The organism is Noviherbaspirillum sp. FW303-A3 (assembly GCF_058788695.1).
Genome location: NZ_JBYTAZ010000001.1, coordinates 1,399,497 through 1,426,460, shown reverse-complemented (window position 1 = coordinate 1,426,460; position 26,964 = coordinate 1,399,497). Strand labels below are relative to the sequence as shown.

The 26,964-nt window shown below is 60.9% G+C and carries 19 protein-coding genes; 14 read left to right on the top strand and 5 right to left on the bottom strand.

Annotated features, from left to right (window positions below):
• Positions 1-135: 135 nt before the first annotated feature.
• The 3 genes from AC3WOY_RS06920 (at position 136) to AC3WOY_RS06910 (ending at position 2,810) form a co-directional block, all read left to right on the top strand.
• On the top strand, positions 136-1,833 hold the full coding sequence (locus AC3WOY_RS06920; RefSeq protein ID WP_492422086.1) for a methyl-accepting chemotaxis protein: 1,698 nt from the start codon (positions 136-138) through the stop codon (positions 1,831-1,833).
• A 177-nt stretch (positions 1,834-2,010) separates the two neighbouring features.
• A complete protein-coding gene (locus AC3WOY_RS06915; protein ID WP_492422084.1) occupies positions 2,011-2,415 on the top strand; it encodes a TraR/DksA family transcriptional regulator in 405 nt (134 codons plus the stop codon).
• Positions 2,416-2,435: 20 nt separating this feature from the next.
• Positions 2,436-2,810, top strand: coding sequence for a translational machinery protein (locus AC3WOY_RS06910; RefSeq protein WP_492422082.1), 375 nt, complete (start codon positions 2,436-2,438; stop codon positions 2,808-2,810).
• Here AC3WOY_RS06910 and cydB read toward each other — a convergent pair.
• The 3 genes from cydB to AC3WOY_RS06895 form a co-directional block, all read right to left on the bottom strand.
• The gene (cydB, locus tag AC3WOY_RS06905; RefSeq protein ID WP_492422080.1) at positions 2,785-3,798 is read right to left on the bottom strand and encodes a cytochrome d ubiquinol oxidase subunit II; all 1,014 of its coding nucleotides are present in this window, start codon (positions 3,796-3,798) and stop codon (positions 2,785-2,787) included. The genes AC3WOY_RS06910 and cydB overlap by 26 nt on opposite strands.
• Positions 3,795-5,189, bottom strand: coding sequence for a cytochrome ubiquinol oxidase subunit I (locus AC3WOY_RS06900; protein WP_492422078.1), 1,395 nt, complete (start codon positions 5,187-5,189; stop codon positions 3,795-3,797). The genes cydB and AC3WOY_RS06900 overlap by 4 nt, the downstream gene beginning before the upstream one ends.
• Positions 5,190-5,280: 91 nt before the next feature.
• Entirely contained in the window at positions 5,281-6,120 is an 840-nt protein-coding gene (locus tag AC3WOY_RS06895; RefSeq protein WP_492422076.1) for a universal stress protein, read from the bottom strand.
• A gap of 174 nt (positions 6,121-6,294) precedes the next feature.
• Between AC3WOY_RS06895 and AC3WOY_RS06890 the strand changes: the two genes are divergently transcribed.
• The 4 genes from AC3WOY_RS06890 (at position 6,295) to AC3WOY_RS06875 (ending at position 9,045) form a co-directional block, all read left to right on the top strand.
• Entirely contained in the window at positions 6,295-6,828 is a 534-nt protein-coding gene (locus AC3WOY_RS06890) for a phasin family protein (RefSeq protein WP_492422074.1), read from the top strand.
• Between the two features lie 19 nt (positions 6,829-6,847).
• The gene (locus AC3WOY_RS06885) at positions 6,848-7,615 is read left to right on the top strand and encodes a Mut7-C RNAse domain-containing protein (RefSeq protein ID WP_492422072.1); all 768 of its coding nucleotides are present in this window, start codon (positions 6,848-6,850) and stop codon (positions 7,613-7,615) included.
• The gene (locus tag AC3WOY_RS06880) at positions 7,612-8,205 is read left to right on the top strand and encodes a DUF938 domain-containing protein (protein WP_492422070.1); all 594 of its coding nucleotides are present in this window, start codon (positions 7,612-7,614) and stop codon (positions 8,203-8,205) included. The genes AC3WOY_RS06885 and AC3WOY_RS06880 overlap by 4 nt, the downstream gene beginning before the upstream one ends.
• Before the next feature lie 159 nt (positions 8,206-8,364).
• The gene (locus AC3WOY_RS06875; protein ID WP_492422068.1) at positions 8,365-9,045 is read left to right on the top strand and encodes a methyl-accepting chemotaxis protein; all 681 of its coding nucleotides are present in this window, start codon (positions 8,365-8,367) and stop codon (positions 9,043-9,045) included.
• A gap of 54 nt (positions 9,046-9,099) precedes the next feature.
• Here the strand turns inward: AC3WOY_RS06875 and AC3WOY_RS06870 are convergent, their stop codons facing one another.
• On the bottom strand, positions 9,100-12,192 hold the full coding sequence (locus tag AC3WOY_RS06870; protein ID WP_492422066.1) for a bifunctional diguanylate cyclase/phosphodiesterase: 3,093 nt from the start codon (positions 12,190-12,192) through the stop codon (positions 9,100-9,102).
• Between the two features lie 335 nt (positions 12,193-12,527).
• Here AC3WOY_RS06870 and AC3WOY_RS06865 point away from each other — a divergent pair, with 335 nt between their 5' ends.
• The 4 genes from AC3WOY_RS06865 (at position 12,528) to AC3WOY_RS06850 (ending at position 21,714) form a co-directional block, all read left to right on the top strand.
• Positions 12,528-14,117 carry a ShlB/FhaC/HecB family hemolysin secretion/activation protein gene (locus AC3WOY_RS06865; protein ID WP_492422063.1) on the top strand — a complete coding sequence of 530 codons (1,590 nt, stop codon included), beginning with the start codon at positions 12,528-12,530 and terminating at the stop codon, positions 14,115-14,117.
• Positions 14,118-14,343: 226 nt separating this feature from the next.
• A complete protein-coding gene (locus AC3WOY_RS06860) occupies positions 14,344-20,319 on the top strand; it encodes a two-partner secretion domain-containing protein (protein WP_492422061.1) in 5,976 nt (1,991 codons plus the stop codon).
• The gene (locus AC3WOY_RS06855) at positions 20,288-21,163 is read left to right on the top strand and encodes a FecR family protein (RefSeq protein ID WP_492422059.1); all 876 of its coding nucleotides are present in this window, start codon (positions 20,288-20,290) and stop codon (positions 21,161-21,163) included. The genes AC3WOY_RS06860 and AC3WOY_RS06855 overlap by 32 nt, the downstream gene beginning before the upstream one ends.
• A gap of 8 nt (positions 21,164-21,171) precedes the next feature.
• A complete protein-coding gene (locus AC3WOY_RS06850; protein ID WP_492422057.1) occupies positions 21,172-21,714 on the top strand; it encodes a Crp/Fnr family transcriptional regulator in 543 nt (180 codons plus the stop codon).
• Here the strand turns inward: AC3WOY_RS06850 and AC3WOY_RS06845 are convergent.
• A complete protein-coding gene (locus tag AC3WOY_RS06845) occupies positions 21,707-24,070 on the bottom strand; it encodes an ATPase, T2SS/T4P/T4SS family (protein WP_492422055.1) in 2,364 nt (787 codons plus the stop codon). The genes AC3WOY_RS06850 and AC3WOY_RS06845 overlap by 8 nt on opposite strands.
• Positions 24,071-24,152: 82 nt before the next feature.
• Here AC3WOY_RS06845 and AC3WOY_RS06840 point away from each other — a divergent pair, with 82 nt between their 5' ends.
• From AC3WOY_RS06840 to AC3WOY_RS06830, 3 genes are all read left to right on the top strand, one after another.
• Complete coding sequence (locus AC3WOY_RS06840) at positions 24,153-24,437, top strand: hypothetical protein (RefSeq protein WP_492422053.1); 285 nt, start codon at positions 24,153-24,155, stop codon at positions 24,435-24,437.
• Complete coding sequence (locus tag AC3WOY_RS06835; protein ID WP_492422051.1) at positions 24,434-25,201, top strand: MBL fold metallo-hydrolase; 768 nt, start codon at positions 24,434-24,436, stop codon at positions 25,199-25,201. Before AC3WOY_RS06840 ends, AC3WOY_RS06835 begins: the two co-directional genes overlap by 4 nt.
• Before the next feature lie 112 nt (positions 25,202-25,313).
• Entirely contained in the window at positions 25,314-26,942 is a 1,629-nt protein-coding gene (locus AC3WOY_RS06830) for an HD domain-containing phosphohydrolase (protein ID WP_492422049.1), read from the top strand.
• Positions 26,943-26,964 lie beyond the last annotated feature (22 nt).

Below are 26,964 nucleotides of genomic sequence, written 5' to 3'. Positions count from 1 at the left end.
ATCCGCCACGCACATTCCCGGATGAGTAAAGACGCCTGCGTACCGCGGGGACAGGACAACGACTACAACGACAACAAGCGACGCCGGGGACGTGCGGGTCCAGGCAGATCGCGGGCAAACAAAAGAGGCATGGGCATGCTCAGGAATCTCAGTATCAAATCGCGCTTGATCTTCGTGGTCGGCTTCCTTTCACTCATGTGCGTTTCGGGCGCCGTCGTCGGGCTGTCGAGCCTGTACATGGCCAATGAGACACTGCACATCACCTACGAGCACCGGCTCGTGCCCATGGGCGGCATCGACCAGATCATCCGGTTGGTCGACCGCAACCAGCTGGCCATCGCGCAGGCGCTGACGGACAGCCCGGAAGGCATCCAGCGCGAGATGGATGGCGTGGACAAGCGGATCGGCGAGATCAACCGGCAGTGGGACCAATTGATGGTGGACATGCGGGATGAGATCTCCGACGAGGAAAAAGCGCTCGCCGACAAGTTCGTCACCAGCCGCAAAAAATTCCTGGAAGAGGGGCTGAAGCCGGCGGTCACCGCATTGCGCGCCAACGACACTGCCAAGGCTGCCCAGCTCATGCGCGGCCCGATGAACGAATTGCTCGTGCCCGTCGTTGACGCCGCCGGCAAGCTGATGCAATACCAGCGGGAGACGGCGGAGAAGGATTACCACAAGAACGAGACGATGTACGTCTGGGTCCGCAATTCCTGCATCATCGGCATGCTGTTCGCGGTCCTCCTCGGCACCGTCATCTGCATCTGGCTGCTGCGCGCCATTGCGAAGCCGCTGGCCGATGCGGTCGGCGTCGCCAAGGCAGTCGCGGCCGGCGACCTGACCAAGGACATCAAGGTCACGACATCCGATGAAACCGGCGAACTGCTGCAGGCGCTCAAGGAGATGAACCAGAGTCTGGTGCGCATCGTCAGCGAAGTGCGCGGCGGGACGGAAACGATCGCCACGGCATCGCGCCAGATTGCCGCCGGCAACCTTGATCTGTCGGCGCGCACCGAAACCCAGGCCAGCTCGCTCGAGGAAACCGCCTCCTCGATGGAAGAGCTGACCTCGACCGTCAAGCAGAACGCGGACAGCGCCTACCAGGCGAACCAGCTCGCGGCATCGGCATCCGAAGTCGCGGTCAAGGGCGGCGCGGTGGTTTCCGAAGTGGTCCAGACCATGGGATCCATCAATGAGTCCGCGAAGAAGATCGTCGACATCATCAGTGTCATCGACAGCATCGCCTTCCAGACCAACATCCTCGCGCTCAATGCCGCCGTCGAGGCGGCGCGTGCCGGTGAGCAGGGCAAGGGCTTCGCGGTCGTGGCCACGGAAGTGCGCCAGCTTGCGCAACGGTCGGCGGCGGCGGCCAAGGAAATCAAGCTGCTGATCGACGACTCGGTCGAGAAGGTAGATACCGGCGCCCGCCTGGTCGACCAGGCCGGGGCGACGATGAAAGAGATCGTGGACAGCGTCAAGCGCGTGACGGACATCATGGGTGAGATCTCGGTGGCCAGCAAGGAACAGACGGACGGTATCCAGCAGGTCAACCAGGCGATCAACCAGATGGACGAAGTCACGCAGCAGAACGCGGCATTGGTCGAGGAAGCTGCCGCCGCGGCATCGTCGCTGCAGGAGCAGGCGTCGAGCCTGGCGCATGTGGTGAGCGTATTCAAGCTCGGCGGCATGGAGGCGCCGGCTCCCGTCGTGCAAGCGGCGGTCCAGGCGCGCGTGGTTCCGCTGCCGAAGCCGCGCGCCACCGCGGTTGTTCCTGTGGCAAGGCAGGTCGCCGTGGCACGTTCCGGCAATGACGGCGACTGGGAAGAGTTTTGATCCATTCCATGTGATTACCCGGAAAGGCCGCATCCGTTGCGGCCTTTTTTGTTTGCATCGACAGAATCGGGCAGGAGTGGGACAAGCTTGATTTAGGTCATTCGTTGCATCCGGAAAAATCCCTTACGCTGCATTCTGAGTCCCCGCACTGACATGCGAGGTTGCAAGGAGGACAACGTGAATGCCCCAAGCCACGCTGGCGCGGATGCCAGGGAAAGCATGGAAAAGGTTCTGCTCGCCGGACGCGAATCCGTGCTCGCCGACATCCGCGAGCATCTTCATTCCGCAGGCGAGCCCGGCAAGCTGGCATTGCTGAACCACCTCGAAGCCGTTGGCGACTGGGTCGAGGCCGACCTGCTCAACGATACCGACATCGCGCTCCTGAGCCATGAACTGGTGCGCCTGCGCGATATCGACGCGGCCCTGGCGCGCATCAAGTCCGGCAGCTACGGTATTTGCGTCGACTGCGGGGAGGAGATTCCCGCGGCACGCCTCAACGCGCTGCCGACCGCCATGAGTTGCGTGAAATGCCAGCAGGCCTATGAGAAGCAGCACGGGCTGGGCCACGGCGTTTCTCTCTAACTCGTATCAAGGAAAACTGTATGTCGTTCAATCATGTGGTCGTATGGATCGATTACGACCAGGCTTGCGTGAGCCGTTTCAACCGCGCGCTCGTGAAAACCGAAATCATCAAGACCTATGCGCCCGCGCCCGGGACCGTCCCTGCGGAGCGAAGCGTCCATGCGCCCGACACCGCACGCTACTTCGACGATATCGCGCAAGCCATCAGCGACGCCGACGGCATCCTGATCCTCGGGCCGGGTTTCGAGCGCCTGGAATTGCTGGTCCACCTGCGCCGGGGCTATCCGCAAGTGGCCGACAGGATCGTGGCGCTGGAAACGGTGGACCGCCCAAGCGACGAGGAAATGGTGCCCTGGGCCCGCAAGCACTTCAGTGATACCCCTCTCCCGGTTTGAGCTTGCCGCGGAACAGCCAGAACACGAACACGAAATACACCAGGATCAGCGGCATCAGGATCGATGCGCCGATCAGGAAAAAGACCTGCGACGAGGGATGGGCCGCCGCATCCCATAGCGTGACCGACGGCGGCACGAGGTAGGGCGCGTTCGAAATCACCAGCCCCGCGTAAGCCAGCAGGAACAGGCCGACGGCCGATGCGAACGGCGCGATGGCCTGGTTCTTCCGGATACCGCGCCAGCACAGCCATGCCAGCAGCAGCGTCGCCAGCGGCACCTGCGACAGCAGGTAGAAGTTCGGTACGCTGAACCAGCGCTGTGCGATGCGCTCGATCTGCAGCGGCGTCCAGATGCTGACCAGCAGGATGAATCCGAGCAGTCCGAACAGCAGCGGGATGCCCATGCGCCGCGCGCGCATTTCCACATCGCCTTCGGTTTTCATCATCAGCCAGGTCGCGCCCAGCAGCGCATAGCCCACGACCAGCGCAACACCGCACATGATGCCGAAGGGCGACAGCCAGTCCAGCGCACCGCCGGCGAAGCGCCCGTTCTCCACGCGGATTTCCTGCAGTAGCGCACCCAGCACCACGCCTTGCATGAATGCGGCGACGGTCGAGCCCGCCGCGAAGGCAATATCCCATGCCCGGTGGTGCGGTTTCGCGACCCAGCGGAATTCGAAGGCGACACCGCGGAAGATCAGCGCCAGCAGCATCACGATGACGGGCAGGTACACGGCCGGCAGCACGATGGCATAGGCCTTGGGAAAGGCGACCCAGAGGCCGACACCGCCCATGACCAGCCAGGTTTCGTTGCCGTCCCAGAAGGGGGCGACGGAGTTCATCACCAGGTCGCGCTGCTCCTCGCTCCGGAAGAAGGGGAAGAGGATGCCGATGCCGAGATCGAAACCGTCAAGGACCACGTAGAGCGCGACCGACAGGCCGATCAGCAGGGCCCAGATCACGGGCAGCGTGTATTCGAGATTGCTCATGCAATGTCCCCATCCGCGCGCTGGACCACCGATAGCGGCCGGTTCGGCAATGCACCGGGACCGTGCGGCAGGGCAACCGGCCCCTTGCCGAGCATGCGGTACACATACAGGATGCCGACCGAGAACACGACGCAATACACCATCACGAACAGGGCGAGCGAGAGCGCCACCGTTCCCGCCGCGACCGGCGATGTCGCGTCCGCCGTGCGCAGCACGCCGTAGGCAATCCACGGCTGGCGCCCGATCTCGGTCACCATCCAGCCGGCCAGGATCGCAATGAAGCCGAGCGGCCAGCAGGTCGACACGGCGGTGAGGTAGCGCCGGTGCACGAACAGGCGCTTGCGCCACCACAGCACGGCGCCGATCAGTCCGATGGCGATCATCAGCATGCCGATGGCCAGCATCAGGCGGAAGGAAAAGAACACCGGGACGACAGGAGGGCGTTCATCCTCCGGAAAATCGCGCAGTCCCGGAAAGAGTCCTTGCGGATCATGCTTGAGCACCAGGCTGCCGGCATAGGGAATCGAGATCTCGGCCACATTGCGCTCGGCCTTCTCGTCCGGCCAGGCGAAGATGACGAAGGGCGCCGGCTTCGACCCGTCCCAGTGCGCCTCGATGGCGGCGACCTTGACCGGCTGGTGCTCCAGCGTATTGAGGCCGTGCAGGTCGCCGACCAGCAGCTGGACAGGCGCCAGCACGGCCACCATGCCCAGTCCCATCCTCACCATGGTGCGCGCCTCGCGCTCGAAGCGTCCCTGCAGGATGTAGCGCGCCCCGGCCGCCAGCACCACGAGTGAAGTGGTCAGGTAGGTGGCGATCATCATGTGGGCAAAGCGGTACGGGAAACTCGGGTTGAAGATGATGTCGGACCAGTCGACCGGATACGCGATCCCGCCGCGCATCTCGAAGCCGTCGGGCGTGTGCATCCAGCTGTTGGCGGCCAGGATCCAGAATCCCGACATGGCGGTGCCGAGGGCGACGATGATGGACGACAGGGTGTGCAGCCACGGCGGCACGCGGTTCCATCCGAAGAGCATTACGCCAAGGAAGCTCGCTTCCAGGAAAAACGCGGTCAGCACTTCGTAGCCGAGGAGCGGGCCGATGGTATTGCCCACCACTTCCGAGAAGCGGCTCCAGTTGGTGCCGATCTGGTAGGACAGCACGATGCCGGAGACGACGCCCATCGCAAACGAGACCGCGAAAATCTTGGTCCAGAAGCGGGCCAGCGTGTGGTAGTGCTGCTCCCCGCTGCGCAGCCAGAGGATTTCCAGCGTCGCGATGAAGGCCGACAGGCCGATGGAGAAGGCGGGGAAGATGATGTGGAAGCTGATGGTGAAGGCGAACTGGATGCGCGCAAGCAGGGTGGCATCGATTCCGGCAATGGTGTCCATCCGGGTCTCCGGTTTTCTGTCACTTCGTAGTAGTACCAGCGCAAGGCTTGCACGTAATGATGGATCGCAAACCGAGCGGGCTGAATGGGGATCAGCAGGACATCAGGACAGGCACGGTCGCTGCGGCCAGCACCTTTTCCGTAACACGTCCCGGAATGATTTCCCGGAAGCGTGTATGGCCGTAGCCGCCCATGACCAGCAGGTCGGCGCCGAGTTCCTGCACGAGGGCAAGCAGCGCGTCGCCTACCTGTTCTTCGGTGCGCCGGCGCAAGACTTCCACCTTGATGTCATGCCTGGCGAGGTAAGCGGCGATGTCGGCACCCGGCCGTGTGCTTTGCAACTGCTGTTGCGCGCCTGCGTTGAACACTACCACATCGACGGTGTGGGCCCGCTGCAGCAACGGAATGGCATCGGTGACGGCACGGGTGGACTGCATGCTGGCATCCCACGCGACAAGCACGCGCCGGCCGATGTTGTCGAAGCGTCCGGCATGCGGCACAAGCAGGACCGGCCGTCCGCAGTGGAGCACCACGTATTGGGGAAAGTCCGGCATCACGACGGGTGAAGTTTCCTCCGGGTCATACTGGCCGATGACGACCAGGTCCGCATAGCGCGACTGCATGCAGATACCGCCGCCAGCCTCGTCGTCCACGAGATGCTTTTCGTACGACGACAGGCCGAGCATGTGCACCGCTGACTCGAAATCCGCCAGGCCGCGCTCTGCCCGGCCGCGCAGGAAGGCCAGATGCGCCTGCAGGCTGGGATCGAGTTCGGCCAGCATGCGCGATTGCAGCAGGTAGCGCGATGCACCGGTCACTGCGGTGCCGATCAGGTGGGCGCGTTCCACCATCGCAATTGCAGCGGCAATCTTGATGCGTTCGCTTGCGCGGCTGGATTCATCCACGTGCACCAGGATGGTCTTGTAGGGCATGGCGTGATCCTCGGCTTCGTGCAGTGGGTGTTATTAGACATACTCCGCCCCCGAAGATGCCTTCCCGGAAATTTGACAGGTATCAAAGCGAGGCAATGACGGACGTTGCCTTGATTTCATTCGTGCCCTACATAAAATGAAGGGATGCCGGACGAACCGGTGCGGGAGAATTGGATGCTCGCGAATCATGACGAGGTTTCCAGGGCAGCACGGGAACAGGTGTCATGGCAGCTCGCTGTCGGCACGATGCTCGGAGATACGGTGGTGCAGGGCATGCGCCAATACGCCGAGCTGAATATGGGGATGCTCCGCCTGACTCTGGAGCAAGGTAATTTTTCGACGCGGCAACTGGCTGCCGCACATGATGCAAGACAGTTTTTGTTCCTGGCAGCAGCACAGGTGCATCCGGGCGTCATGCGCGCGCTGGACTACGGCTATTACCTGGGAACGATCGTTGCCGAGATGCAGGGAGGGATGCTGCGCGCCTGCGCCGCCCTCCCGGACGCCGCTCGGGAATGGAACCGCCTTGCCCGGGTTGGCGAGCCCGATGGATGGCAGGTCATGTCTTCCTTCATGAAAGTGCTGACCGGAAGCGCCTTCCGCTTCCCCGTCGATGCCGCCCGCGCTGTCAGGCTGGCACTCAACCTGAATGCGCCCGCGTGGGAGTCCGGCAAGTTGCACATTGCCTACGCCGGCCCCGGACGCTAATTATTCTCGCGCGACCATCGTGGACATCGCGCATTTCCGCTTCTACGCCGAGTTGAACAACTTCCTTGCGCCCTTGCATCGCCAGCGCACATTCAGCCATCCCTGTTCACGGGATGCGACGGTCAAGCACATGATCGAGGCCCTGGGGGTTCCGCATACCGAGGTCGCGCTGATCTGCGTCGATGGCATGGCGGTGAATTTCTCGCACCGGCTGCAGGACGGCGAGCGCGTGAGCGTGTATCCCACCTTTTCCTCGATGGATATCGGGCTCGCGCTGCGCCTGCGGCCCGATCCGCCCGTGCCCGGCCGGTTCATCGCGGACGCGCACCTGGGCCAGCTCGCGAAGGATTTGCGCATGCTCGGATTCGATGTCCTCTACCGCAATGATTACAGCGATGCCGAAGTGGCGCGTATTGCCGCCGGCGAGGAACGCATCGTCCTCACCCGCGACCGCGACCTGCTGATCCGCAAGGAAATCGTTCTTGGATGCTACCTGCATGCGCTGGACACCGAGGGCCAGATGGCCGAAGTCATCGTCCGCTTCAGGCTGGCGCCGCATGTGCGCGCCTTCAGCCGCTGCCTCACCTGCAACGGCCAGTTGCGCGCCGTTGCCAAGCAGGACGTGGCACATCGTATTCCCCAGCACAGCCGGCAGTTCTACGAACACTTTTTCGAATGCGCCGAATGCGCCCATGTATATTGGGATGGCTCGCATGTGGCACGGATGCGGGTGCGTGTCGAGCAGATGTTGCGCAATGCCGGCATATTTTCCTGGAGTCCGCCATGACCAAGCCGTTTTCTGCCGCATGCGAACGCAATCGCGAACCTATCCTCACGGAGCTGCGCCGTGTCTTGCCGCCATCGGGGAGGGTGCTGGAAATCGGCAGCGGTACCGGCCAGCATGCGGTGTATTTCGGCGCCGCGCTGCCGGCACTTACCTGGCAGACAAGCGACCTGCCGTCCAATCATCCAGGCATCCATGCCTGGCTCGCCGAGGAGGCGCCGTCCAACGTCCTGCCGCCTCTCGAACTTGACGTCCGCTCCGGGCAGTGGCCCGCGGGGCCGTGGGATGCGGTGTTCACCGCCAATACCTGCCACATCATGGCGTGGGATGAAGTGGTGGCGATGCTGAATGGCGCCGCAAGGGCGTTGCGGACGGGCGGGACATTATGCGTCTACGGCCCGTTCAACTACGGCGGGCAATTCACCAGCGAAAGCAATGCGCTGTTCGACATGTCGCTCAAGGCGCAGGGAGAGCACATGGGCCTGCGCAATTTCGAAGATGTGAACAGGGTCGCGCAGGAAAACGGACTGACGCTGCAGGAAGATTGCGGCATGCCGGCCAACAACCGGCTGCTGGTCTGGAAGAAATCGTGAGCAGCCGGGGCGTGCGCCTTTTTGGTGCCGCTCCCGCATGACATCGCACTTTCGTGCGTCACATTGCGCAGCAACGATGCGCTGTCCACACCGTCGAACGCAAATCGAGTGGCATGGATCATGCTTTCCAATAGGCAATATAACTATCGGGAGAGTTCCATGCCTCCGCTTGACGCCCTTTCCATCCGGGATCGACCGGTATCTTCGCGGGCGGTCAAACTATCCGGCGAAACCTTTGCCATGCTGATCAACCTGTCGGGACGGCGCCGCTTCACATCGCAGCGGCTCGTCCTCTATGCCGTCCTCGGTACACGCTCCGCTCCGAATGCGGTCGGGACTGCGCGCGACGCGCTCAAACTCTTTGCCGAGGCGCATGACATCCTCGTGAACGGCAATGACCAGGTGCCGGGCGTATTCTGCGAGGAACTGGAAGCCGTCTACTTTGGCAACGAGCACGGGGATGCGCGTATCCGGGATTTCATCACCCTTGCGCAGCAGGCGTTGAATGCGGTGGAGAAGGGGGCGGCGAACGGTGTGGCGCTGGTGGATCAGCTTGTGGACATGGCGACCCCGCTTCTTGCCCTGCTCAACCGCATTACGCAGGTGTATGAAGAATTGTCCAAGCGGCATGCGCTGCGCGTGCGCAAGCAGCTCGTCGGCATCATGTCGGATATCGAGTCGATTGCACGCCAGGCGCGCATGGTTGCGTTCAATGCCCAAATCGTGGCGGCGCGGGCGGGGACGGCGGGGAAAGAGTTCTCGGTGGTGGCGGGAGTGCTGTCGGATATCACCGGCGAGATCGACACGTTGGTCAAGGAGGCGATGAACGATTCGAGCTGAATATTTTGCGGGGCGATGAGCGCAGCCACCAACTTATCTGAATGATCTGCCCGTTCAGTGCAGATGCAGGTTCGACTGCACCCTGATCAAATCCTCGAAATGCTCCGCCGGCATCGGCGCGCTGAAGTAGAAACCCTGCACGCTATCGCAGTTGTTCTCTCGCAGGAAATCGAACTGTTGCTGCGTCTCTGCGCCTTCGGCGATCACGCTGCATTCCAGGCTGTGGGCGAGGGTGATGATGGCCTTGGTGATGGCCGAGTCGTCGTGGTTGTACGGCAGGCCCTGCACGAAGGAATGGTCGATCTTCACCGCACGGATAGGGAAGCGCTTCAGGTAGGAAAGCGAGGAATTGCCGGTGCCGAAATTGTCGATGGCGATCGAAACGCCGCGGTCGCGCAGCTTGTTCAGCGCGCCGATGGTGCGCTCCGGATCTTCCATGACGGCGCTCTCGCTCACTTCGAGTTCCAGGTACTGCGCATCCAGTTCCGTATCGGCGAGAATGGCTTCGATGTTGTCGGCCAGCCGGTTGTCCGACAGTTGCTTTGCCGACAGGTTGACCGCCACACGCAGCCGGACCGGGCTGGATCGCTGCCACTGCCTGTTCTGCGCGCAGGCGGTGCGGATTGCCCAGTAGCCTATCGGCCGGATCAGCCCGCTTTCCTCCGCTACCGAAAGGAAGCGCGCAGGCGTTATCGACCCCATGACCGGGTGCTCCCAGCGCAGCAGCGCTTCCATGCCGGTGATGCGGTTGGTGAGAATGTCGATCTTCGGCTGGTAATGCAGCGAGAACTGGCCCAGCTCGATCGCGCGCCCCAGCGCGTTCTCGAGTGCCAGGCGCTCGGCCGCATGCTGGTTCATCTCGGGCGAGAAATAGCGGTAGGTGTTGCGCCCGGTTTCCTTGGCGCGGTACATCGCGATATCCGCGTTCTTCAGGAGCGTTTCCGAGTCGGTGCCGTCAGTGGGAAAGCTGCTGATGCCGATACTCGCGCTGAGCGTCAGCGGTTCGTTATCGCGCAGGAAGGGCGGGACGAAGGCCGCAAGTATCTTTTCCGCGATGATCCCTCCCCGATGCGATTCGCCGATGTTTTCCACCAGCACGACGAACTCGTCGCCGCCCAGCCGCGCCACCGTGTCCGATTCGCGCAGGATGCCTTGCAGGCGGGTGGCCGCTTCTTTCAGCACCAGGTCGCCGGTCGCATGTCCGAGCGTGTCGTTGATCTGCTTGAACCTGTCGAGATCGAGGAACAGGACTTCCAGGGAGTGCCCGGGCCGTTCGGCGATGTTGAGTGCGTGTTTCAGCCGCTGGTGGAACAGCGTGCGGTTCGGCAGCCCGGTCAGGGAATCGAAGTGTGCGAGATACGCCATCTGCTCCGTCGTCCTCTTGCGCTCGGTGATGTCGCGCATGATGAACAGTGACGCGAAATGCCCGCCGTGCAGGAAGGGCGAGGAGCTGACTTCAACGTCGACATCGCTGCCGTCCAGCCGGATGAATTTTTCCTCTGCCGCGCTCAGGGTATCGCCGCGCCGGAGGCAGGCAATGCGCTGCCGCGCCAGCGCATGGAAATCCGGATGCAGGAAATCGAACAAGGATTTGCCCACAATTTCCGACATGCGCGCGGCGCCGAGCAGGCGCAGGGCTGCAGGGTTTGCATAGACAAAGACACCGTCCTGCTGCACGAGGATGGCATCCGGCGAAAGCTCGACCACCTTGCGATAACGTTCCTCGGCCTCGCGCAGCGATGCCTCCGCCTTCTTGGCATCGGTGATGTCCTGCACGGTGCCGACCATGCGGGCGATGCGTCCGTCGTTGCCGCACTGGGGCTGGCCGCGTGCGGCAACGATACGGGTGGAACCATCCGGCAGCCTGATGCCGTATTCCACCTGGAACGGCTGCCCGCTTTCCTTGCTGCTGCGCACGCTTTCACGCAACTGCTCGTAGCCGTTCGGGAGAATCAGGTTACGGATGCTTTCCTGCGAGATGACGAAGCTGTCACGGTCGACGCCGAAAATCCTGTACAGCTCCTCGGACCACGTGATTTCATCCGTATCGAGGTTCCAGTTCCAGCTGCCTAGCTGCGCGAGACGCTGCGCCTCTGCCAGCTGGCGCTCGCGCGCGGCCAGTTTCTGCTCGATACGCTTGCGCTCTTCGATATCGCTGACCAGGGTGTGTGTCCGGTCGAGGACATGCCGTTCGCGGTCGTCGCGCTCTTCGCGCAGCAGCGACTCGGCACTGCTGCGCTGGTAGACCAGGTTGGCCATGACCAGTCCGACGCTGCCGGTGACGCTGATATACAGCATCAGGAGGAGCAGGGAAACCATCATGTCGCTGCTGGAAAAGGGGCCGTTGCCTTGCGCCGTATTCCATACGGCGACCGCGCAGATGACCGCGGTCGTCCAGGCGACGGCGGCGAGGTTGAAGCGGATGGCCGCCCACAGGAAGAATGGCATGACCATGTATGCAACCGGCCAGTTGCCGAAGACGCCGCCGAAGATCCCTTGGACGGTCACGGGCAGCAGGATGGCGAAGGCGGCGATTTCGACGACCTTTCCCGGGCGCCAGCGGACGCCGCGTCGAAGGTCCCAGGCCAGGATGAGAGGGACGCCGATGATCAGCCCCGCGGTATCCCCCAGCCACCAGGCGAGGAAGTGGATGGACAGGGGAGTGGTGCCGGTTTTGGCGCTGACGACAAGGCCGAGGGTGCCGGCCGCCGCACTGATCATGCTGCTGAACAGTGCGATGGCGATGAACCGGTAAGGGGGCGCAAGGTAGATGAAGTCCGTCCGCGAACGGTACAGGCGCTGTACAAGCAGAGTCGCAACGATCGTTCCCGCCATTCCTCCGGTTGCCGTCAGGATGGATGCGGCCAGCGGCACATCCCGGTTCGCGAGAGCGAACATGGTGCCGAACCATACGGCAGGGGCAACGCGCACGCCCCACGCCAGGCAGCCGCACAAGGCGATCGCGGAGGGCAGCCAGAGGGAGCTGACGAAGCCGGGAAGTACCGAAAATCTCATCGACAGCTGCGCGACCAGGGCATACGCCGCGGTCAGGAAGGCGAAGCGCAGCAGGAAGAGCGCGCCATCAGCCAGACGGGGCGCTTCGCGGTGCCCGTCCGGCTTTCCGAATAGATTGCTGATGAGCCCCATACCCGGCCTTTCGATGACGAGCAATGCGTGTTGGCCCACTATGCCAGCTTCCGCTCCCGCAACCGTTGAACGTCGTCAAAAGGACGGGTGCGCGTGATCGCCTCCCGATTTTCCGTTCCGGGCAGGTGCATCTTGTGCCTTCCCGCCGCATCAATTCCACGCATGGCCGCAATACAACAAATATCTTGCCGTCTGCGGGATTTGTGCTGACACAAAATAATTTCTTTGAGATTCATCAAGGCCCTACGCTATAGTTACTACTCGGCAAAGATGTAAAAAGTTGTAACGAACTCTTCATAAGAACGAAAGACTTCCACGGCAGAGTCCACAACATCATGAGATATCCCCTATCGCGTCTGATTGCCGGCACCGCATTCGCCATCCTTGCCGGCGCGGCCCTGGCCGCCGACGAGCAGGATCCGATCGGCCGTTTCGAGATCACCCGTTTTGCTGTTGAAGGAAACACCATCCTGCCGATGGCGGAAGTTGACAAATTGCTCACACCTTTTGCGGGCAAGGATCGCAATTTCGGGCATGTGCAGATGGCGCTCGAGGCCCTGGAAGCGGCCTATCATGCGCGCGGTTTCAACGTCGTGCAGGTTGCGCTCCCGGAGCAGGAACTGGACCAGGGCGTCGTGCGCCTGCAAGTGGTCGAGACCCGCATCGGCAAGCTGCGTGTGGAAGGCAATACCGTCTTCAGCGAGGACAACATCCGCAGGAGCCTGCCGGGCCTGGTAGAAGGACAGACGCCGAACCTCGGCGCGGTCTCGTCCAGCCTCAAGCTGGCCAATGAAAACCCGTCGAAGAAAACCACGCTGCAGCTCCAGAGCGGCGACAACGACGACGAGGTCAACGCGGTTCTCGCGGTGGTGGACGACAAGGCATGGAAGGTGGCTGCGAGCCTGGACAACAGCGGCAACAGCAGTACAGGAAAATCGCAGCTGACCATGCAGTTCCAGCACGCCAACATCATGGACCGCGACCATGTGATGAGCCTGCAGTACACGACCACGCTCGAGAAGCCGAGCCAGGTGAGCGTGTATGGCGTGGGTTATCACATTCCGCTTTATGCGCTGGGCGATTCCATCGACCTCTTTGCCAGCTACTCCGATGTGGATTCCGGATCGGTGCTGGCCGGTATTTTCAGCCTCCAGGTCAGCGGCCGCGGCACCGTGTTCGGCGGACGCTACAACCAGCTGCTGCAGCGCAGGGGCGACTACGAGTCGCGCCTTACCTACGGGCTGGACTACAAGGAATTCCAGAACAATGTGGCCCTGCAAGGCGTCCAGCTCGGCAATGACGTCACCGTGCATCCGCTGAGCGTCGCCTACACCGGCATCCTCGGCACGGCCAATGGCGAACTGAGTTTCACCGTCACGGGCATGCGCAACATCCCGGGCGGCGACAACGGAAAGAGCGCCGACTTCGCGCGCGTGCGCGCTGGCGCCCCGGCCGGATACAGCCTGCTCCGGTACAGCGCAGGCTACAGTCACGCACTGCCGGAAGACTGGCAGATGCGCCTCATCCTCGCCGGCCAGTTCACGTCCGACGCACTCGTGCCCGGCGAACAGTTCGGCGCCGGCGGTGCGTCCACGGTGCGGGGCTTCGACGAGCGCGATGTCTCGAACGACAAGGGACACCTTGCCAGCGTCGAGTTTTACACCCCGAATTTCTGCTCCACGCTCCAGACCGTTGCCGCGCAATGCCGCGGGCTCGCGTTTTACGACACGGCGAGTGTCCGGCGTAACGATGCGTTGCCGGGCGAGGTCGCCAAAGCCGCCATCGGCAGCGTCGGCCTGGGCCTGCGCGTCAGCGTCAGCAAGTACCTGACGATGCAGATGGATTACGGTCATGTCATCGATGGCGGCATCACGCAGCTCAAGGGCGACAAGAAATTGCATTTCAGGCTTGGCCTGACGTATTGAACTTCAAATGAACTCGATTGCGGCGTACAGCGATTATTCAAGCGATAACGGATGAATTAAGAATGAGACGCAACTGCACCAAATGGATCCATGCAAGACGATCCGCGCGGTCAATGTCCTTGACACCTTCTCGGTCGATGGACAATAGTTTCTTGGGGATAGCTGAGTTCGCCATGCGATGGGAAACATCCCGGCATGACGCGGGCCGAGGAAGCAGGGGGGAGACATGAGCACCAAACCCGTCGCGCGTACGCCGCGCACTGCAGGCAGGCAGGCGATCCTGCGCCGCCGGTTACTCCCGATCCTGGTGGGTAGCTGTTTCGGCACCGCGCTTGCGAATCCATTCGGCGCGCAGGTGGTCAATGGCCAGGCCAGCTTCCTCAATCAGGGCAATGTGCTGTCGGTGACCAACACGCCGGGCACGATCATCAACTGGCAAAGCTTCTCGATCAATCCGGGCGAACTCACGCGTTTCATCCAGCAGAACGCCAACAGCGCGGTGCTCAACCGCATCACCGGGCAGGATCCGTCGCAGATCCTGGGCGCGCTGCAGTCGAACGGAAGGGTGTTCCTGGTCAATCCCAACGGCATCCTGTTCGGACAGGGCGCGCAGGTCGACGTCAACGGCCTGGTGGCATCCACGCTCAACATCAGTAATGAAGATTTCCTGAACGGGAAGCTGCTCTTCAAGGCGGGCGACAAGGCGGGCAACCTGAAGAACGAAGGCGCGATCACGACGCCGACCGGCGGCCAGATCTTCCTGGTTGCGCCGAACGTGGAGAACAGCGGCATCATCACCTCGCCCAAGGGGGACGTGATGCTGGCAGCGGGCCACACGGTGCAGCTGGTGGATACACTCAATCCGGATTTGCGCGTGGTGCTGAGCGCGCCGGAGCATGAGGCGCTGAATCTGGGGCAGGTGATTGCATCGGGCGGCAGGACGGGCATCTACGGCGCGCTGGTGAAGCAGCGCGGAGTGGTCAGCGCCGACAGCGCGGTGGTGGGCGAGAACGGCAAGGTGGTACTCAAGGCCAGCCGCGATACGCTGCTGGAGGCGGGCAGCCGGACCAGCGCGAAGGGCGCGGGCAAGGGGGGCGAAATCCAGGTGCTGGGCGAGCGGGTTGGATTGTTCGGCGATGCCAAGATCGATGTCAGTGGCGATACGGCTGGTGGAATCGCACTGATTGGAGGCGACTACCAGGGCAAGAATGCCGAGATCGCCAATGCGAAACAAACGGTGGTCGGAAAGGACGTGGAAATCAGGGCGGATGCCGTGGCCAGCGGTGATGGAGGAAAAGTGATCGTCTGGTCGGACGAGACTACGCGCTTTCACGGTTCGATCAGCGCCCGGGGCGGTCAGCAGGCAGGTGACGGTGGTTTCGTCGAGACATCGGGAAAATTCCTGGACATGCAAGGACGGGTTGACACCCGTGCGCCGCGCGGCGCGACAGGAACGTTGCTGCTGGATCCGACGAACATCTACATCGCGAGCAGCCAGGCAAATGCAACGGCAGCGGGAATGAGCGGAACTGACCTCTCGATCAATACCTCCGGCCCCACCAGTTTCGTTGCCAGTGGTGCAGTCGCGGATTCACTGTTGACAACCAGTGTGCTTCAGACAGCGCTGGGTACGGCTGATGTGACGGTATCGACGACCAATGCTTCTGGGATTGGAGCAGGCAATATCTCAGTGGTGGATCCAATTACCTGGGGTAATGCCAATTCATTGACATTAAACGCTGCAGGTGCCATCGCTATCAATGGTGCTGTCACTGCGTCATCAGGTACCCTGAGGATGGATTCGGCGTCTGGAAACATTACTCAATCTGCCGCGATACAGGTTGACAAACTACTCGCTAATGCCAATGGCGGGGCAGTTCTTCTCACTAATGGCTCAAACAATGTGGGTACGCTTTCGGCTTATGGTAACGGAGGAGTATCGTTTTCCGATTCGAATGGGCTCACAGTCGGCGCGGTATTGGGCTCAAATGGCGTGCGTACGAACAATAACGGGATCAGCATCACTGTCGGAACTGGCGACCTTGACATCGCCAACTCGGTCTACGGCATCGACGCGGGTACAAGCACGGCAACGCTCGTTGCCACCACTGGCTCCGTTCTTGAGTCATCAAGCGGTAAGATCACGGCGGGAAATCTTAGTGTGACAGCTGGCACGTCGATTGCGCTCAACACTGCGACAAATGCCGTTGCTATCCTTAACATCACACAGACGGACTCTGCAGGTGGCGGCATTTCGTTTGTAAATAATGTCCCCTTGAGTGTGGCATCCGTCAGTCATCAATCACTCGCCACCTCTGCCGTTTCCATTGAAACTACGGGTGCCAACAACTTGACCTTGACAGGCCAGATTGCAGCTGGATCCAGCCTGGCATCGCTCTCGCTGAAGGCGGGCACAACCGGCTCTCTGCTGCAAAGCGGTTCGGGACTTGCGACTGCGAACACCATTACGCTACAGAGCAATAGCTCCGGATCGATTGGAACTTCCGGAAGCGCGATGTTCAAGACAAGTTCGATAGGAGGTTCGGGCAACGCATCAATAACTGTCGGCTCGACATCAGGACCGAGCAGCGTATATCTCATGCATACGGGAGACGCCACATTGAACTCGGTAACGCTAGGTGCAAATGCACCGGTTGACATGACAGCAACCGGAAACCTGACAGCTGCAACGATCAATACCGGCACTTCCGGTCTTAACCTGGGGGCGGGGGGCCTATTGACGGTTCCTGCCGCCAAGTCACTGAGCGGCACCGGAATAACACTGACCGCCGATCGCATGGCATTGAACGCGGCGGGCACAACCAACGCAGGAACCGGTACCTTGCACCTCCTGCCGAAGACCTCCGGTTGGAACATCGATCTCGGTGCATCTGCCACCGACGCGGCGGCAAATACTCTGGAGTTGTCCACGGGGGAATTGAATACGCTTGCCGGCACCGGAATTCTCAAGATCGGTGACCTTGCGGCAGGAAACGTTCATGTCAGTGCGGCAATTGCCCCTGCATTTGCCGGCGACCTGCTCATCGAATCGGGAGGGAATGTAACGCAAGTCGTCGCCGGTACGATCACCAAGGATGATCTTGCCATTGCGGCGATCGGAGACATCAAGCTGAATACCGCTCCCAATCTTGTCACCAACCTCGCGGGCCATTCCGGTGGAACGAACAAGAACTTCCTGTTCAAGAACGGAGCAGCACCTCTTAACGTAGGAAGCAGCATTGCAGGAAAGACGGGGATAGCCTTAACCATCAGCGGTTCATACAGCTCTGCCAGCCCGGATGGCGTAATCGCCTTGGAATCATCGGGTGCAATCACGCAATCTCCCGGTGCTACCTTGGGCGGGAAGGCTGTCTATACCAAGGGAACGAAGGTCACCCTTGATGAGGCCAATCCTACCGGCGTCATCGCAGGTCAAGCTACAGGTGCAGCCGATACGGATACTTTCAGCTATACCAGCAGTAACGGCATCTTTGTTGCAAGTATTCCGGCGTTCTCAGGGTTCGGCGGTGCGTCCGGTATCCAGCATGCGGGTGCGTTCAATGCGACGTCTCCCGGTATCGTTCTTTCCGCTGGTGGAAGCGGCACGTCGCAGGAAGCGCCGATCACCAGTTCAAACCTGGCAGGGCTCAAGCTCGTAACGACCGGTCCCATCAATCTCGGACAAACCACGAATAGTGTTGGACGCTTGACCGCGATGAACACCGGAAAGATCATGTTTACGAACGGGACCGATCTTGCGCTTGGTGTTGTCGGAGGGGATGCCCTTACAGGACTCACAACCACTGGCAACCAAGCAATTGAGATTGAGGTCAACGGTGCGCTTACGGTTGCCGACTCCGTGAATGCTGGCACGGGTTTCATCTCTCTGCAGGCGGATGCACTGTCACTTGACGCGCCGGTAACCGCCGGCTTGGCCTCTATCGTCACGTTTTCACCTAATCGTCCGATTACGGTAGGTTCAACGACGTGCGATGGTGGTGGCACCAGTTGCCTGAGAGTGACAAAGCTGTACAACGTCAATGCACAGGTGATTGGCATCGGAGAGGATTTGAACGCGTCAGATCCGGAAAACGTGCCGTCAGGTGCCATTTTTGTCGAGGGTATTTCGGTCGGTGGAAGCACAGATATTGACAGGCATGCATCGACGCATACTATTGGCTTGTTGAGTGGCGCTGGCATTACACAGAACGGCCCTGTCAATGTAACTAATCTCGGAATCAGCGCAGGCGGCACGGTTACATTGACCGGCAACAATGTCATTACGAATATTTCCGGAAAGACGACAGCTGGTGCATTCAGCTTCAAGAATACACAAGGCTTTAACGTAACAACCTTGAGTGGCGGTACACCGCCGGACGATTACAGTTTCACCGGCATAACAACAAACAATGGCAATGTTTCACTTACGCTTGCCGGAGCTTCAACCGACGAGTTGCATATTCCATCCCAGGTTGATGCCGGAACCGGCACTGTCACACTGACGTCGAGCGGTTCCATCTATGGCTCCGGCACCAGTCCCGACGTGAAGGGGGGCGTGCTGAACATTACGGCTAGCGGAACTTCTTCCCGCATCGGAGCCGGCGCGATCGATGGAGATGGGGGACTGCAAACCAGTTTCGCGCGTATTGCTTCGATCACTGCGCCAAACGGAAGCGTCGATATGCTGAATTTCACCAATGTGATCGTTGGTCCTGCAGTCGCGGATGCCGGTACCGTGGTTAATGTGGGCGGGGCGGCGATGATTTCGACTAGTTCTGGTTCGTTAACGGTGAATGGCGACATTGTCGCAACTGGGGATATCGCATTGACAGCCGGCTTTGCTGAATCTCCCTCGCCGTCCGACGTTCTGACGATTAACGGAAATGTCGCTTCCAGCTCTGGCTTGATCATCCTCTCTGCCCATAGCGTCGGCGGGACCAGTGTGCCGACGACATCCAATGTCACTCTGCACGTTTACGGGGGAGCATCGGAAGTACCGTCGACGCCTGCACTACCTACAGTTGATCAATGCATAGCGGATCCGACACTGTCTGGTTGCACCAGTGTCTTGCCTGCACTGGAAACCTGTACTGTGACTCCGACGTTGGCAGGATGTACCGCAGTTTTGCCGTCAATGAGCACTTGTATTACGGCTCCTGCTACGGCAGGATGCAGCGCGGTGTTGCCGACTGTTGACGCTTGCATGGCAAACCCAAGTCAAACTGGTTGCACGGCAGTACTTCCGTCGTTAAGTACCTGTGCCAGCGCACCGAGTACGCTAGGTTGCAGCGTCGTGTTGCCAACACTGGCAACGTGTACCACTTCACCGACAACGGCAGGGTGCAGTGCGGTGCTTCCGTCCATGGACATATGCGTGGCAGCCCCAGCGACAGCCGGCTGTACAGTCATACTGCCAGCCTTCGACACGTGTATTGCTGTCCCGACCACAACAGGTTGCACGGCGGTGTTGCCCACGGTGGCATCCTGCACGACCGATCCGACGCAGCCGGGCTGTAGCACCGTCCTTCCGACACTGACCAGTTGCACGGCGAATCCGGCCCAGTTGGGTTGCACGGTCGTGCTGCCCGCGTTGAGCACCTGCACCACAGCGCCGACGACAGCGGGTTGCAGCGCAGTACTGCCGACGGTCGATACCTGCACGACCAATCCGACTCAGACGGGCTGCAGCGTTGTCCTCCCGACGCTGAGTAGCTGCACGACCAATCCCAATCAAGCCGGCTGCACGGTTGTACTGCCCAGCATAAGCGCCTGCATGGGCGCGCCGACCCTGCCTGGCTGTACGGCGGTACTGCCCACGTTGACCGAATGCTCGGCTACCCCGAACAAGGAAGGCTGCTCGGTGGTGGTGCCGACGGCCAGCAAGTGCATCACCAATCCGTCCGCGCTGGAATGCCAGACTGTGCTGCCTGTGACTGAAACGGGGTCAAGCCCGACGCCCACGAACATCGTCACGCAAACCGTGATCCTGACGACCAACACGGTGGTGCTCACCACAGCGCGGGCATCGTCGAACCCGGTGCAGTCGGGTGGAGGCAGCTCCTCGGGCGGCACGGTCAATAGGCCTGCGGAGCAAACGTCGGAAAAGAGCGACGACAAGAAGGAAGAAAAGAAAACCACATCCTCGACAGACGACAGCGGAGCGAAGAAAAATGAACCAGCCAAGAAGATGTACTGCAATTAAGCCGCTGCTGTTCATTGCCGTGCTGCTGCTGTCGGTGCAGGCATGGGCGGCACAGGTCGTGGGGACGGTAGCCAACCTGAGCGGCCCCTTGCTGGCCAAGAAGGCGGACGGCACGTCCAAGGTGCTGGCGGTGAAATCGTCGGTGGAGCAGGGTGACACGCTCATCAGCGAGAAGGATACGTACGCACGGATCAAGTTCATCGACAACAGCGAGATCACGCTGCGGCCGAACTCGCAGCTGAAGATCGACAACTTCAGCTTCGAGGAAGACAAGCCGGAGAAGGACAGCGCGGCGTTCAACCTGGTCAAGGGCGGCTTGCGCGCGGTGACGGGGACGCTGGGCAAGCGCAACAAGGAAAAATTCGGGATGAACACGCCGACGGCGACGATCGGCATTCGCGGCACGATCTTCATTGCGGAGTACGTTGCGCCGAGCGATGAGGCGGTGGCTGCGTACGGGATGGCGAGCATGGCGGCGATGAGCGTGTCGGGCTATGCGGACGTGCGCAGCGACATGCCGGCGGCGGTGCCGTTGCAGGTGCTGCCGATGCGGCTGGCGCAAGCGCCGGGTCAGCCGCCGTCGCCGGGAGGCGGCAATCTTGCGCCCGGCCTGTACGTGCAGGTGCTGGACGGGATGATCAACCTGAGCAACAAGGGCGGCACGCAGAATTTCTCAGCGGGCCAGTTCGGTTATACCGCGAACTTCCAGCAGCCGCCGGTCATCCTGCCGAACAACCCGGGCCTCAAGTTCACGCCGCCGCCGTCGTTCAACTCGAGCAGCGGCCCGCAGGGCGGATCGGGCAATGCATCGGGATCGAATGCCGTCGACTGCGAAGTGCGATAGGAAAATGCATGCAATCCACACCGATATCTAACAGCTTTACATTGATGGGCGCCGGCGCGGCGTTCAAGGACGAGATCTGCGAAATGATCGCGGATTCAAGACTGTTCATGGATCTCGACTGGAAAGACATCGAGGCGCTGGCCAACTATGTCCAGTGCTATGAGGTGAATGCGGGAACGATCATCTTCAAGGAAGGCGATCCGGGCAGCTACATGTGCCTGCTGGTGAAGGGCGAGGTCGAAATCTTCAAGTACGACCAGGAAGGCAAGCCGCACCGCATCGTGCAGGTCCAGCGCGGCAAGACAGTAGGGGAGATGTCTATCGTTGACGGCGAACCGCGGTCGGCCACCTGCATCGCGTCGCAGCCCAGCGTGCTGTTGCTGCTGACGAAGGACAGCTATACGCGCATGATGCACGACCGCCCCGTGCTGGCGCTGCACATCCTGTCGAAGCTGGCCAAGCTGGTCAGCCAGCGCCTGCGGGGCGTGAGCGGGAAGCTCGTGGAATTCATGGGGCCGGAGCGGCGCAAGAACGCGCCGCTGGTTACTTGATACACACCGCGCGGACCTGCTTGATGTCCGTGATCCCGGACAGCACCTTCTCGATACCGTCCATCTTCAGGGTCAGCATGCCGTCTTCCAGCGCCGCCGCCAGCATCTGCGCCACGCGGCTGTGTTCCTGGATAAGCCGCTTCAGCCGGTCGGTGCCGATCATGAGTTCGTGCAGGCCGACGCGGCCCTTGTAGCCGTTGCTGCACTGGTCGCAACCGACAGCGCGATACAGCTTGAACTTGCCGTTTTCGGCATAGTTCTTCTTCCATGTACCGAGCACGCCTTCCTGGCCGGCCTTTTCATCCTTGAAGGCTTCGGTATTCTTCAATTCCTCGCAATACTCGGCCAGCAGCATGCGCAGCTCATCCTCGGACGGCTCGTAGGCTTGCTTGCACTTCGAGCAGAGGCGTTTGGCAAGCCGCTGTGCAAGCACGCCCAGCAGCGCATCCGCAAAGTTGAACGGGTCCATGCCCATGTCGAGCAGGCGGATGATGGATTCGGGCGCGCTGTTGGTATGCAGTGTGGCGAACACGAGGTGGCCGGTGAGGGATGCCTCGATACCCATCGACACGGTTTCCTTGTCGCGCATTTCGCCCACCATGATCACGTCCGGGTCCGCGCGCAGGAAGGCGCGCATCGCGGTGGCAAAGTCGAGGCCGCTCTTGCGGTTGACCTGTACCTGCCGCAAACCCTTCTGGGTGATTTCGACCGGGTCTTCCGCCGTCCAGATCTTGGTTTCCGGCGTATTGAGGAAGTTGAGCACCGAATGCAGCGTCGTCGTCTTGCCCGAGCCGGTCGGGCCGCACACGAAGAACAGGCCGTAGGGCTTGCTGACCGCGCCTCTCAGCCGTTCCAGGTTGTGCGGCAGCACGCCCAGCTTGTCGAGCGGAATCGGCTCGCCGGCGGCAAGGATACGCATCACGATATCCTCGACGCCACCTGCGGACGGGATTGTGGCGACGCGCAGTTCGATGTCGAGCGGCGCGTACTTCTTGAACTTGATCTTGCCGTCCTGCGGCTTGCGGCGCTCGGAGATGTCGAGGTCGCACATGATCTTGATGCGCGCCGCCAGCGCATTGCGGTAGCTCGCCGGTATCTCGATGTACGGCTCGAGCGATCCGTCCTTGCGGAAGCGGATCATGGTCTTTTCCTTGCCGGGGCGCGGTTCGATGTGGATGTCCGATGCACCCTGGCGATAGGCGTCGATGATGAGCTTGTTGACCAGCTTGACCAGTTCGTTTTCGGCCGCTGCCGAGAGATCGGCTTCCGACAGTTCCGAACCTTCCTCGTCGCCGCCATCCTCCATTCCCGACAGCAGGTCGCCGACCGAGGTCAGGTCGCCTTCCGCGCCGTAGAACTGGTCGAGTGTCTGGGCGAATTCGCGATTGGTCGTCACGCGATAGGCGAGCTTCGCCTTGGGGAAGATGTTGTTGATGACGCGCGCATTGCGGACGTGCTCGGGATCGATGGCGAGGATGACCATGCCTTCCGGTCCTTCCTCGATCGGCACCCACAGGTTCTGTTCGACGAAATCGCGCTTCAGGTTCTTGAGCAGGTCTACCGGCTTGACCCGATCCGCCTTGAACTGCTCATAGGGCACGCCGAAATGCTTGGACAGCGCCTGCCCGATCGAGGCCTGCTTGACCTGGAACTCGTTGATCAGGACTTCCTCGATGTCGTCGTTCTTGCGCCGCGCCGAGCGGGAGGCAAGCTCGAGTTCCGGCGCCGACAGCACCGACTCTTCCACCAGCATGCTGTACTTGGAGCGGATCAGCGGCATCGGCTTCAGGCGCTGGGTGAAGGCGATCGCCAGCGTCTTGCACAATTCCTTGATGCCTTCTTCGGCGATAGCGCTGAAGGACTCGCCCGAGCGGTTGTTGATCAACTGGATGGCGCCCAGCAGTTCGCCCCTGGTTTCATCGATGAGCGGCGCGACCAGCATCTGCTTGGTCCGGTAGCCGGTCGCCTGGTCCACGCCGCGCTGGAAATTCAGGTCGGGCGAATGCGATTTCAGTTCCTTGTCGTCGTAGACGTCGCGAAGGTTGAGGACGCGGCGGGACAGCGCGGCATAGCCGGCGATGCTTTGCGCCGAGATCGGCAGCTTGAAATCCTTGAACGAGTTCAGGCCGGTCTTGATCTTGGAGACGATGCTGTTCTTGTCTTCGCCCAGCACATACAAGGTCAGGCGGTCCGCATCGAACAGATCGCAGATATCCTGCGACAGGTCCATCATGATCTCGTCCAGGTTGCTGGTCGCGTGGATCTTGTTGGTGACGTCCTGCAGCTTCTTGAAGAACGCCAGGCGGAGATTGGCGTCGTCGGGATTGCTTCGTGGAGTTCCGAGAACCGCGCTCATGAATAGTCGTCCATCACGGGTGTTTCATTTTTATCAACATCATGCGTGCCGCTGTGCTGCGCTATTGCGGATGCATGTGGACATGGAATCGGTATCTGGTCATTGGCCGCATGCGGCCTGTTCTTCCATCATAATGGATCACGTTGCAAAAATGTATCATCGGGCTGCGCTTAATTTTCAGCATCTGGTTTGGGACGACGAAAAAGCCGCAATCCGTCAGATTCGGTCTACAATCATTCAAAAAAGCAAGAGGAGGAGCGTCATGCATTTGCTGGATGTGATGCGTTTGAAGCGGGCTTGTTGCCCGGCTCCCCTTGATGCGCCGCACACAACAACTGGCCCGGGCCGCCCGGGCGTCGCACAATGAAATTGCAGGTACTTGGATGCGCCGGAGGAATCGGTGGACGCGAGCGTTTAACCACCAGCCTGCTGGTAGATGATGACATTCTCCTGGATGCCGGCACCGGTGTAACCAGCCTGGAAGTCGATCAGTTGGTCCGCATCGAGCATGTGTTCATCACGCATTGCCATCTCGACCATGTGGCTGGCCTCGCCCTGCTGGTCGATTCGATCCAGGGCAAGCGTTCCTCTCCGATCACCGTGCACGGAACGGAAAAGGTCATCGCTTCGCTGAAGAAGCATCTGTTCAACTGGGTGCTGTGGCCCGACTTTGCCACGATCCCCAGCAACGAGCGTCCGTCGATGCGCTGGGAAATCGTCGAGCCGGGACAAACGGTCGATCTCGGCAACCGCCATCTCACCCCGCATATCGTCAACCACACAGTCGGCTCGGTCGCCTATATGGTCAAGAACGCGCGGTCGGGATTCCTGTTCTCCGGCGACATGTCTTCCACACCGGACCTCTGGACGGTATTGCAAAACGAAAAAGGTCTTTCGAAGGTCATTGTCGACTGCTCATTCACCAACGCCGACATGGAACTGGCCGCCAAGTCCATGCATTTCTGCCCGCGGTCGCTGATCGAGGACATCCGTGGAATGACGCATGCCATCGAATTCCTGATCTACCACCTGAAGCCCGGCCAGGAAGACCAGATCATGCGCGAGCTGGCGGAGGAAGGTGAAGGGCGCCCCTTCCGCGCGCTGAAATGCGGGGATGAATTCGTTTTCTGAACAAGTGTTTGTCGAAAGACCGCGCAGCGACTGAAGTGTGACCGATGGGGCTGCGCCGGTGGATAGACAGCGCGCTTGCGCTCTGGCGGCACAACGGCGTCCAACAAATACAATGAGTGACTCGACTTACACAGACATTGCGCAAAGACTGGAGCGCCTGACCGAGCTGAGCGTCGAGCTGAGCACGAACCACGACACGCCTCTGCTCCTTGAGAGGATACTGACGGCAGCCAAGAGCATGACGCATGCGGACGGCGGCACCCTCTACATCACGCGCGAGGACAAGCAGGCGCTGTGCTTCAACATCTCGATGAACGACACGCTGGGCATGCATCAGGGCGGCACCAGCGGACACGAGATCGAGATTCCCGACATTCCCCTGTATACCTCTACCGGCGCAAAGAACCTGAGCGCGGTGGCGGCCTACGCGGCCAACACCGGCACCTCGGTCAACATCCAGGACGTCTACAAGGTCGACGTCTTCAACTTCTCGGGGATGCGGAAGTTCGACGAGACCTTCCATTATCATTCGCAGTCCTTCCTGACCGTGCCGATGATGGACCACGAAGGCGAGGTCATCGGCGTGCTGCAGCTGATCAACGCGAAGGATACGGCAACCGGCGAGACGCGCGCCTTCTCGGACACCGACCAGCGATTCATCGAGGCGCTGGCGTCCCAGGCGGCGATCGCGCTGACCAACCAGCAACTGATCAAATTGCTGGAGAACCTGTTCGAATCCTTCGTCAAGTTGATCAACATCGGCATCGACGAAAAATCGCCGCACACCGGCCGTCACTGCGAGCATGTGCCGGAACTGACGATGATGCTGGCGGATGCGGTCCATGAGATCGACACCGGACCGCTCGCAGATTTCACGATGACCCCGCGCGACCGCAAGCAGTTGTGGATCGCCGGCCTGCTGCACGACTGCGGCAAGATCACCACGCCGGTGCACGTGGTCGAAAAGGCCACCAAGCTGGAAACCCTGTTCGACCGCATCCACGTGGTCGATACGCGATTCGAGGTACTCAAGCGCGATGCGGAGATCCGCTCGTTGAAAGAGAAGCTGGCCGCTGGCAATGACACGAAGCGCCACGAAGAAATCAACCGGCGCCTGAGCGAGGAGCTGGCGCGTCTCGACGCCGACCGCGATTTCCTGCGCTTTGCCAACATTGGCTCGGAAGCGATGTCGCCCGAGGCGCAGCAGCGCGTGAGCGACATCGCCCGCTACCGCTGGACCGGGCCGGATGGTTTCGAGCGCGACCTGCTCAGCGAGGACGAGATCACCAACCTCACGATCCGCGCCGGCACTCTCAATGCGCAGGAACGCGAAATCATCAACAACCACATCTCGGTCACGATCCGCATGCTGGAATCGCTGCCATGGCCGAAGCACATGCAGCAAGTGCCGGAATATGCCGGCGGCCACCACGAAAAGATGGATGGCAAGGGCTATCCGCGCGGGCTGCGCGGCGACCAGATGTCGGTGCAGGCGCGCATGATGGCGATCGCCGATATTTTCGAGGCGCTCACCGCGAAGGACCGCCCCTACAAGAAGGGCAAGACCCTCAGCGAGTCGCTGGAAATCCTCGGCGGTTTCGTGCTGCGCAACCACATCGATCCGGATCTCTTCGACGTCTTCATCCGCAAGAAGGTCTATCTCACGTACGCGAAACGCTTCATGGATCCCGCGCAGATCGATGAGGTGGATGTCACCAGGATACCGGGCTACAAGCCCTGACCGGCATTCGACGGGGGAGGGG

Coding starts and splice junctions, on each gene's coding strand:
- AC3WOY_RS06835 (WP_492422051.1), top strand. CDS start 24,434: ATGAAATTGCAGGTACTTGGATGCGCCGGAGGAATCGGTGGACGCGAG.
- AC3WOY_RS06920 (WP_492422086.1), top strand. CDS start 136: ATGCTCAGGAATCTCAGTATCAAATCGCGCTTGATCTTCGTGGTCGGC.
- AC3WOY_RS06890 (WP_492422074.1), top strand. CDS start 6,295: ATGCTCGCGAATCATGACGAGGTTTCCAGGGCAGCACGGGAACAGGTG.
- AC3WOY_RS06865 (WP_492422063.1), top strand. CDS start 12,528: ATGAGATATCCCCTATCGCGTCTGATTGCCGGCACCGCATTCGCCATC.
- AC3WOY_RS06840 (WP_492422053.1), top strand. CDS start 24,153: ATGGAATCGGTATCTGGTCATTGGCCGCATGCGGCCTGTTCTTCCATC.
- AC3WOY_RS06900 (WP_492422078.1), bottom strand. CDS start 5,189: ATGGACACCATTGCCGGAATCGATGCCACCCTGCTTGCGCGCATCCAG.
- AC3WOY_RS06845 (WP_492422055.1), bottom strand. CDS start 24,070: ATGAGCGCGGTTCTCGGAACTCCACGAAGCAATCCCGACGACGCCAAT.
- cydB (WP_492422080.1), bottom strand. CDS start 3,798: ATGAGCAATCTCGAATACACGCTGCCCGTGATCTGGGCCCTGCTGATC.
- AC3WOY_RS06895 (WP_492422076.1), bottom strand. CDS start 6,120: ATGCCCTACAAGACCATCCTGGTGCACGTGGATGAATCCAGCCGCGCA.
- AC3WOY_RS06860 (WP_492422061.1), top strand. CDS start 14,344: ATGAGCACCAAACCCGTCGCGCGTACGCCGCGCACTGCAGGCAGGCAG.
- AC3WOY_RS06855 (WP_492422059.1), top strand. CDS start 20,288: ATGAACCAGCCAAGAAGATGTACTGCAATTAAGCCGCTGCTGTTCATT.
- AC3WOY_RS06910 (WP_492422082.1), top strand. CDS start 2,436: ATGTCGTTCAATCATGTGGTCGTATGGATCGATTACGACCAGGCTTGC.
- AC3WOY_RS06850 (WP_492422057.1), top strand. CDS start 21,172: ATGCAATCCACACCGATATCTAACAGCTTTACATTGATGGGCGCCGGC.
- AC3WOY_RS06880 (WP_492422070.1), top strand. CDS start 7,612: ATGACCAAGCCGTTTTCTGCCGCATGCGAACGCAATCGCGAACCTATC.
- AC3WOY_RS06870 (WP_492422066.1), bottom strand. CDS start 12,192: ATGGGGCTCATCAGCAATCTATTCGGAAAGCCGGACGGGCACCGCGAA.
- AC3WOY_RS06875 (WP_492422068.1), top strand. CDS start 8,365: ATGCCTCCGCTTGACGCCCTTTCCATCCGGGATCGACCGGTATCTTCG.
- AC3WOY_RS06830 (WP_492422049.1), top strand. CDS start 25,314: ATGAGTGACTCGACTTACACAGACATTGCGCAAAGACTGGAGCGCCTG.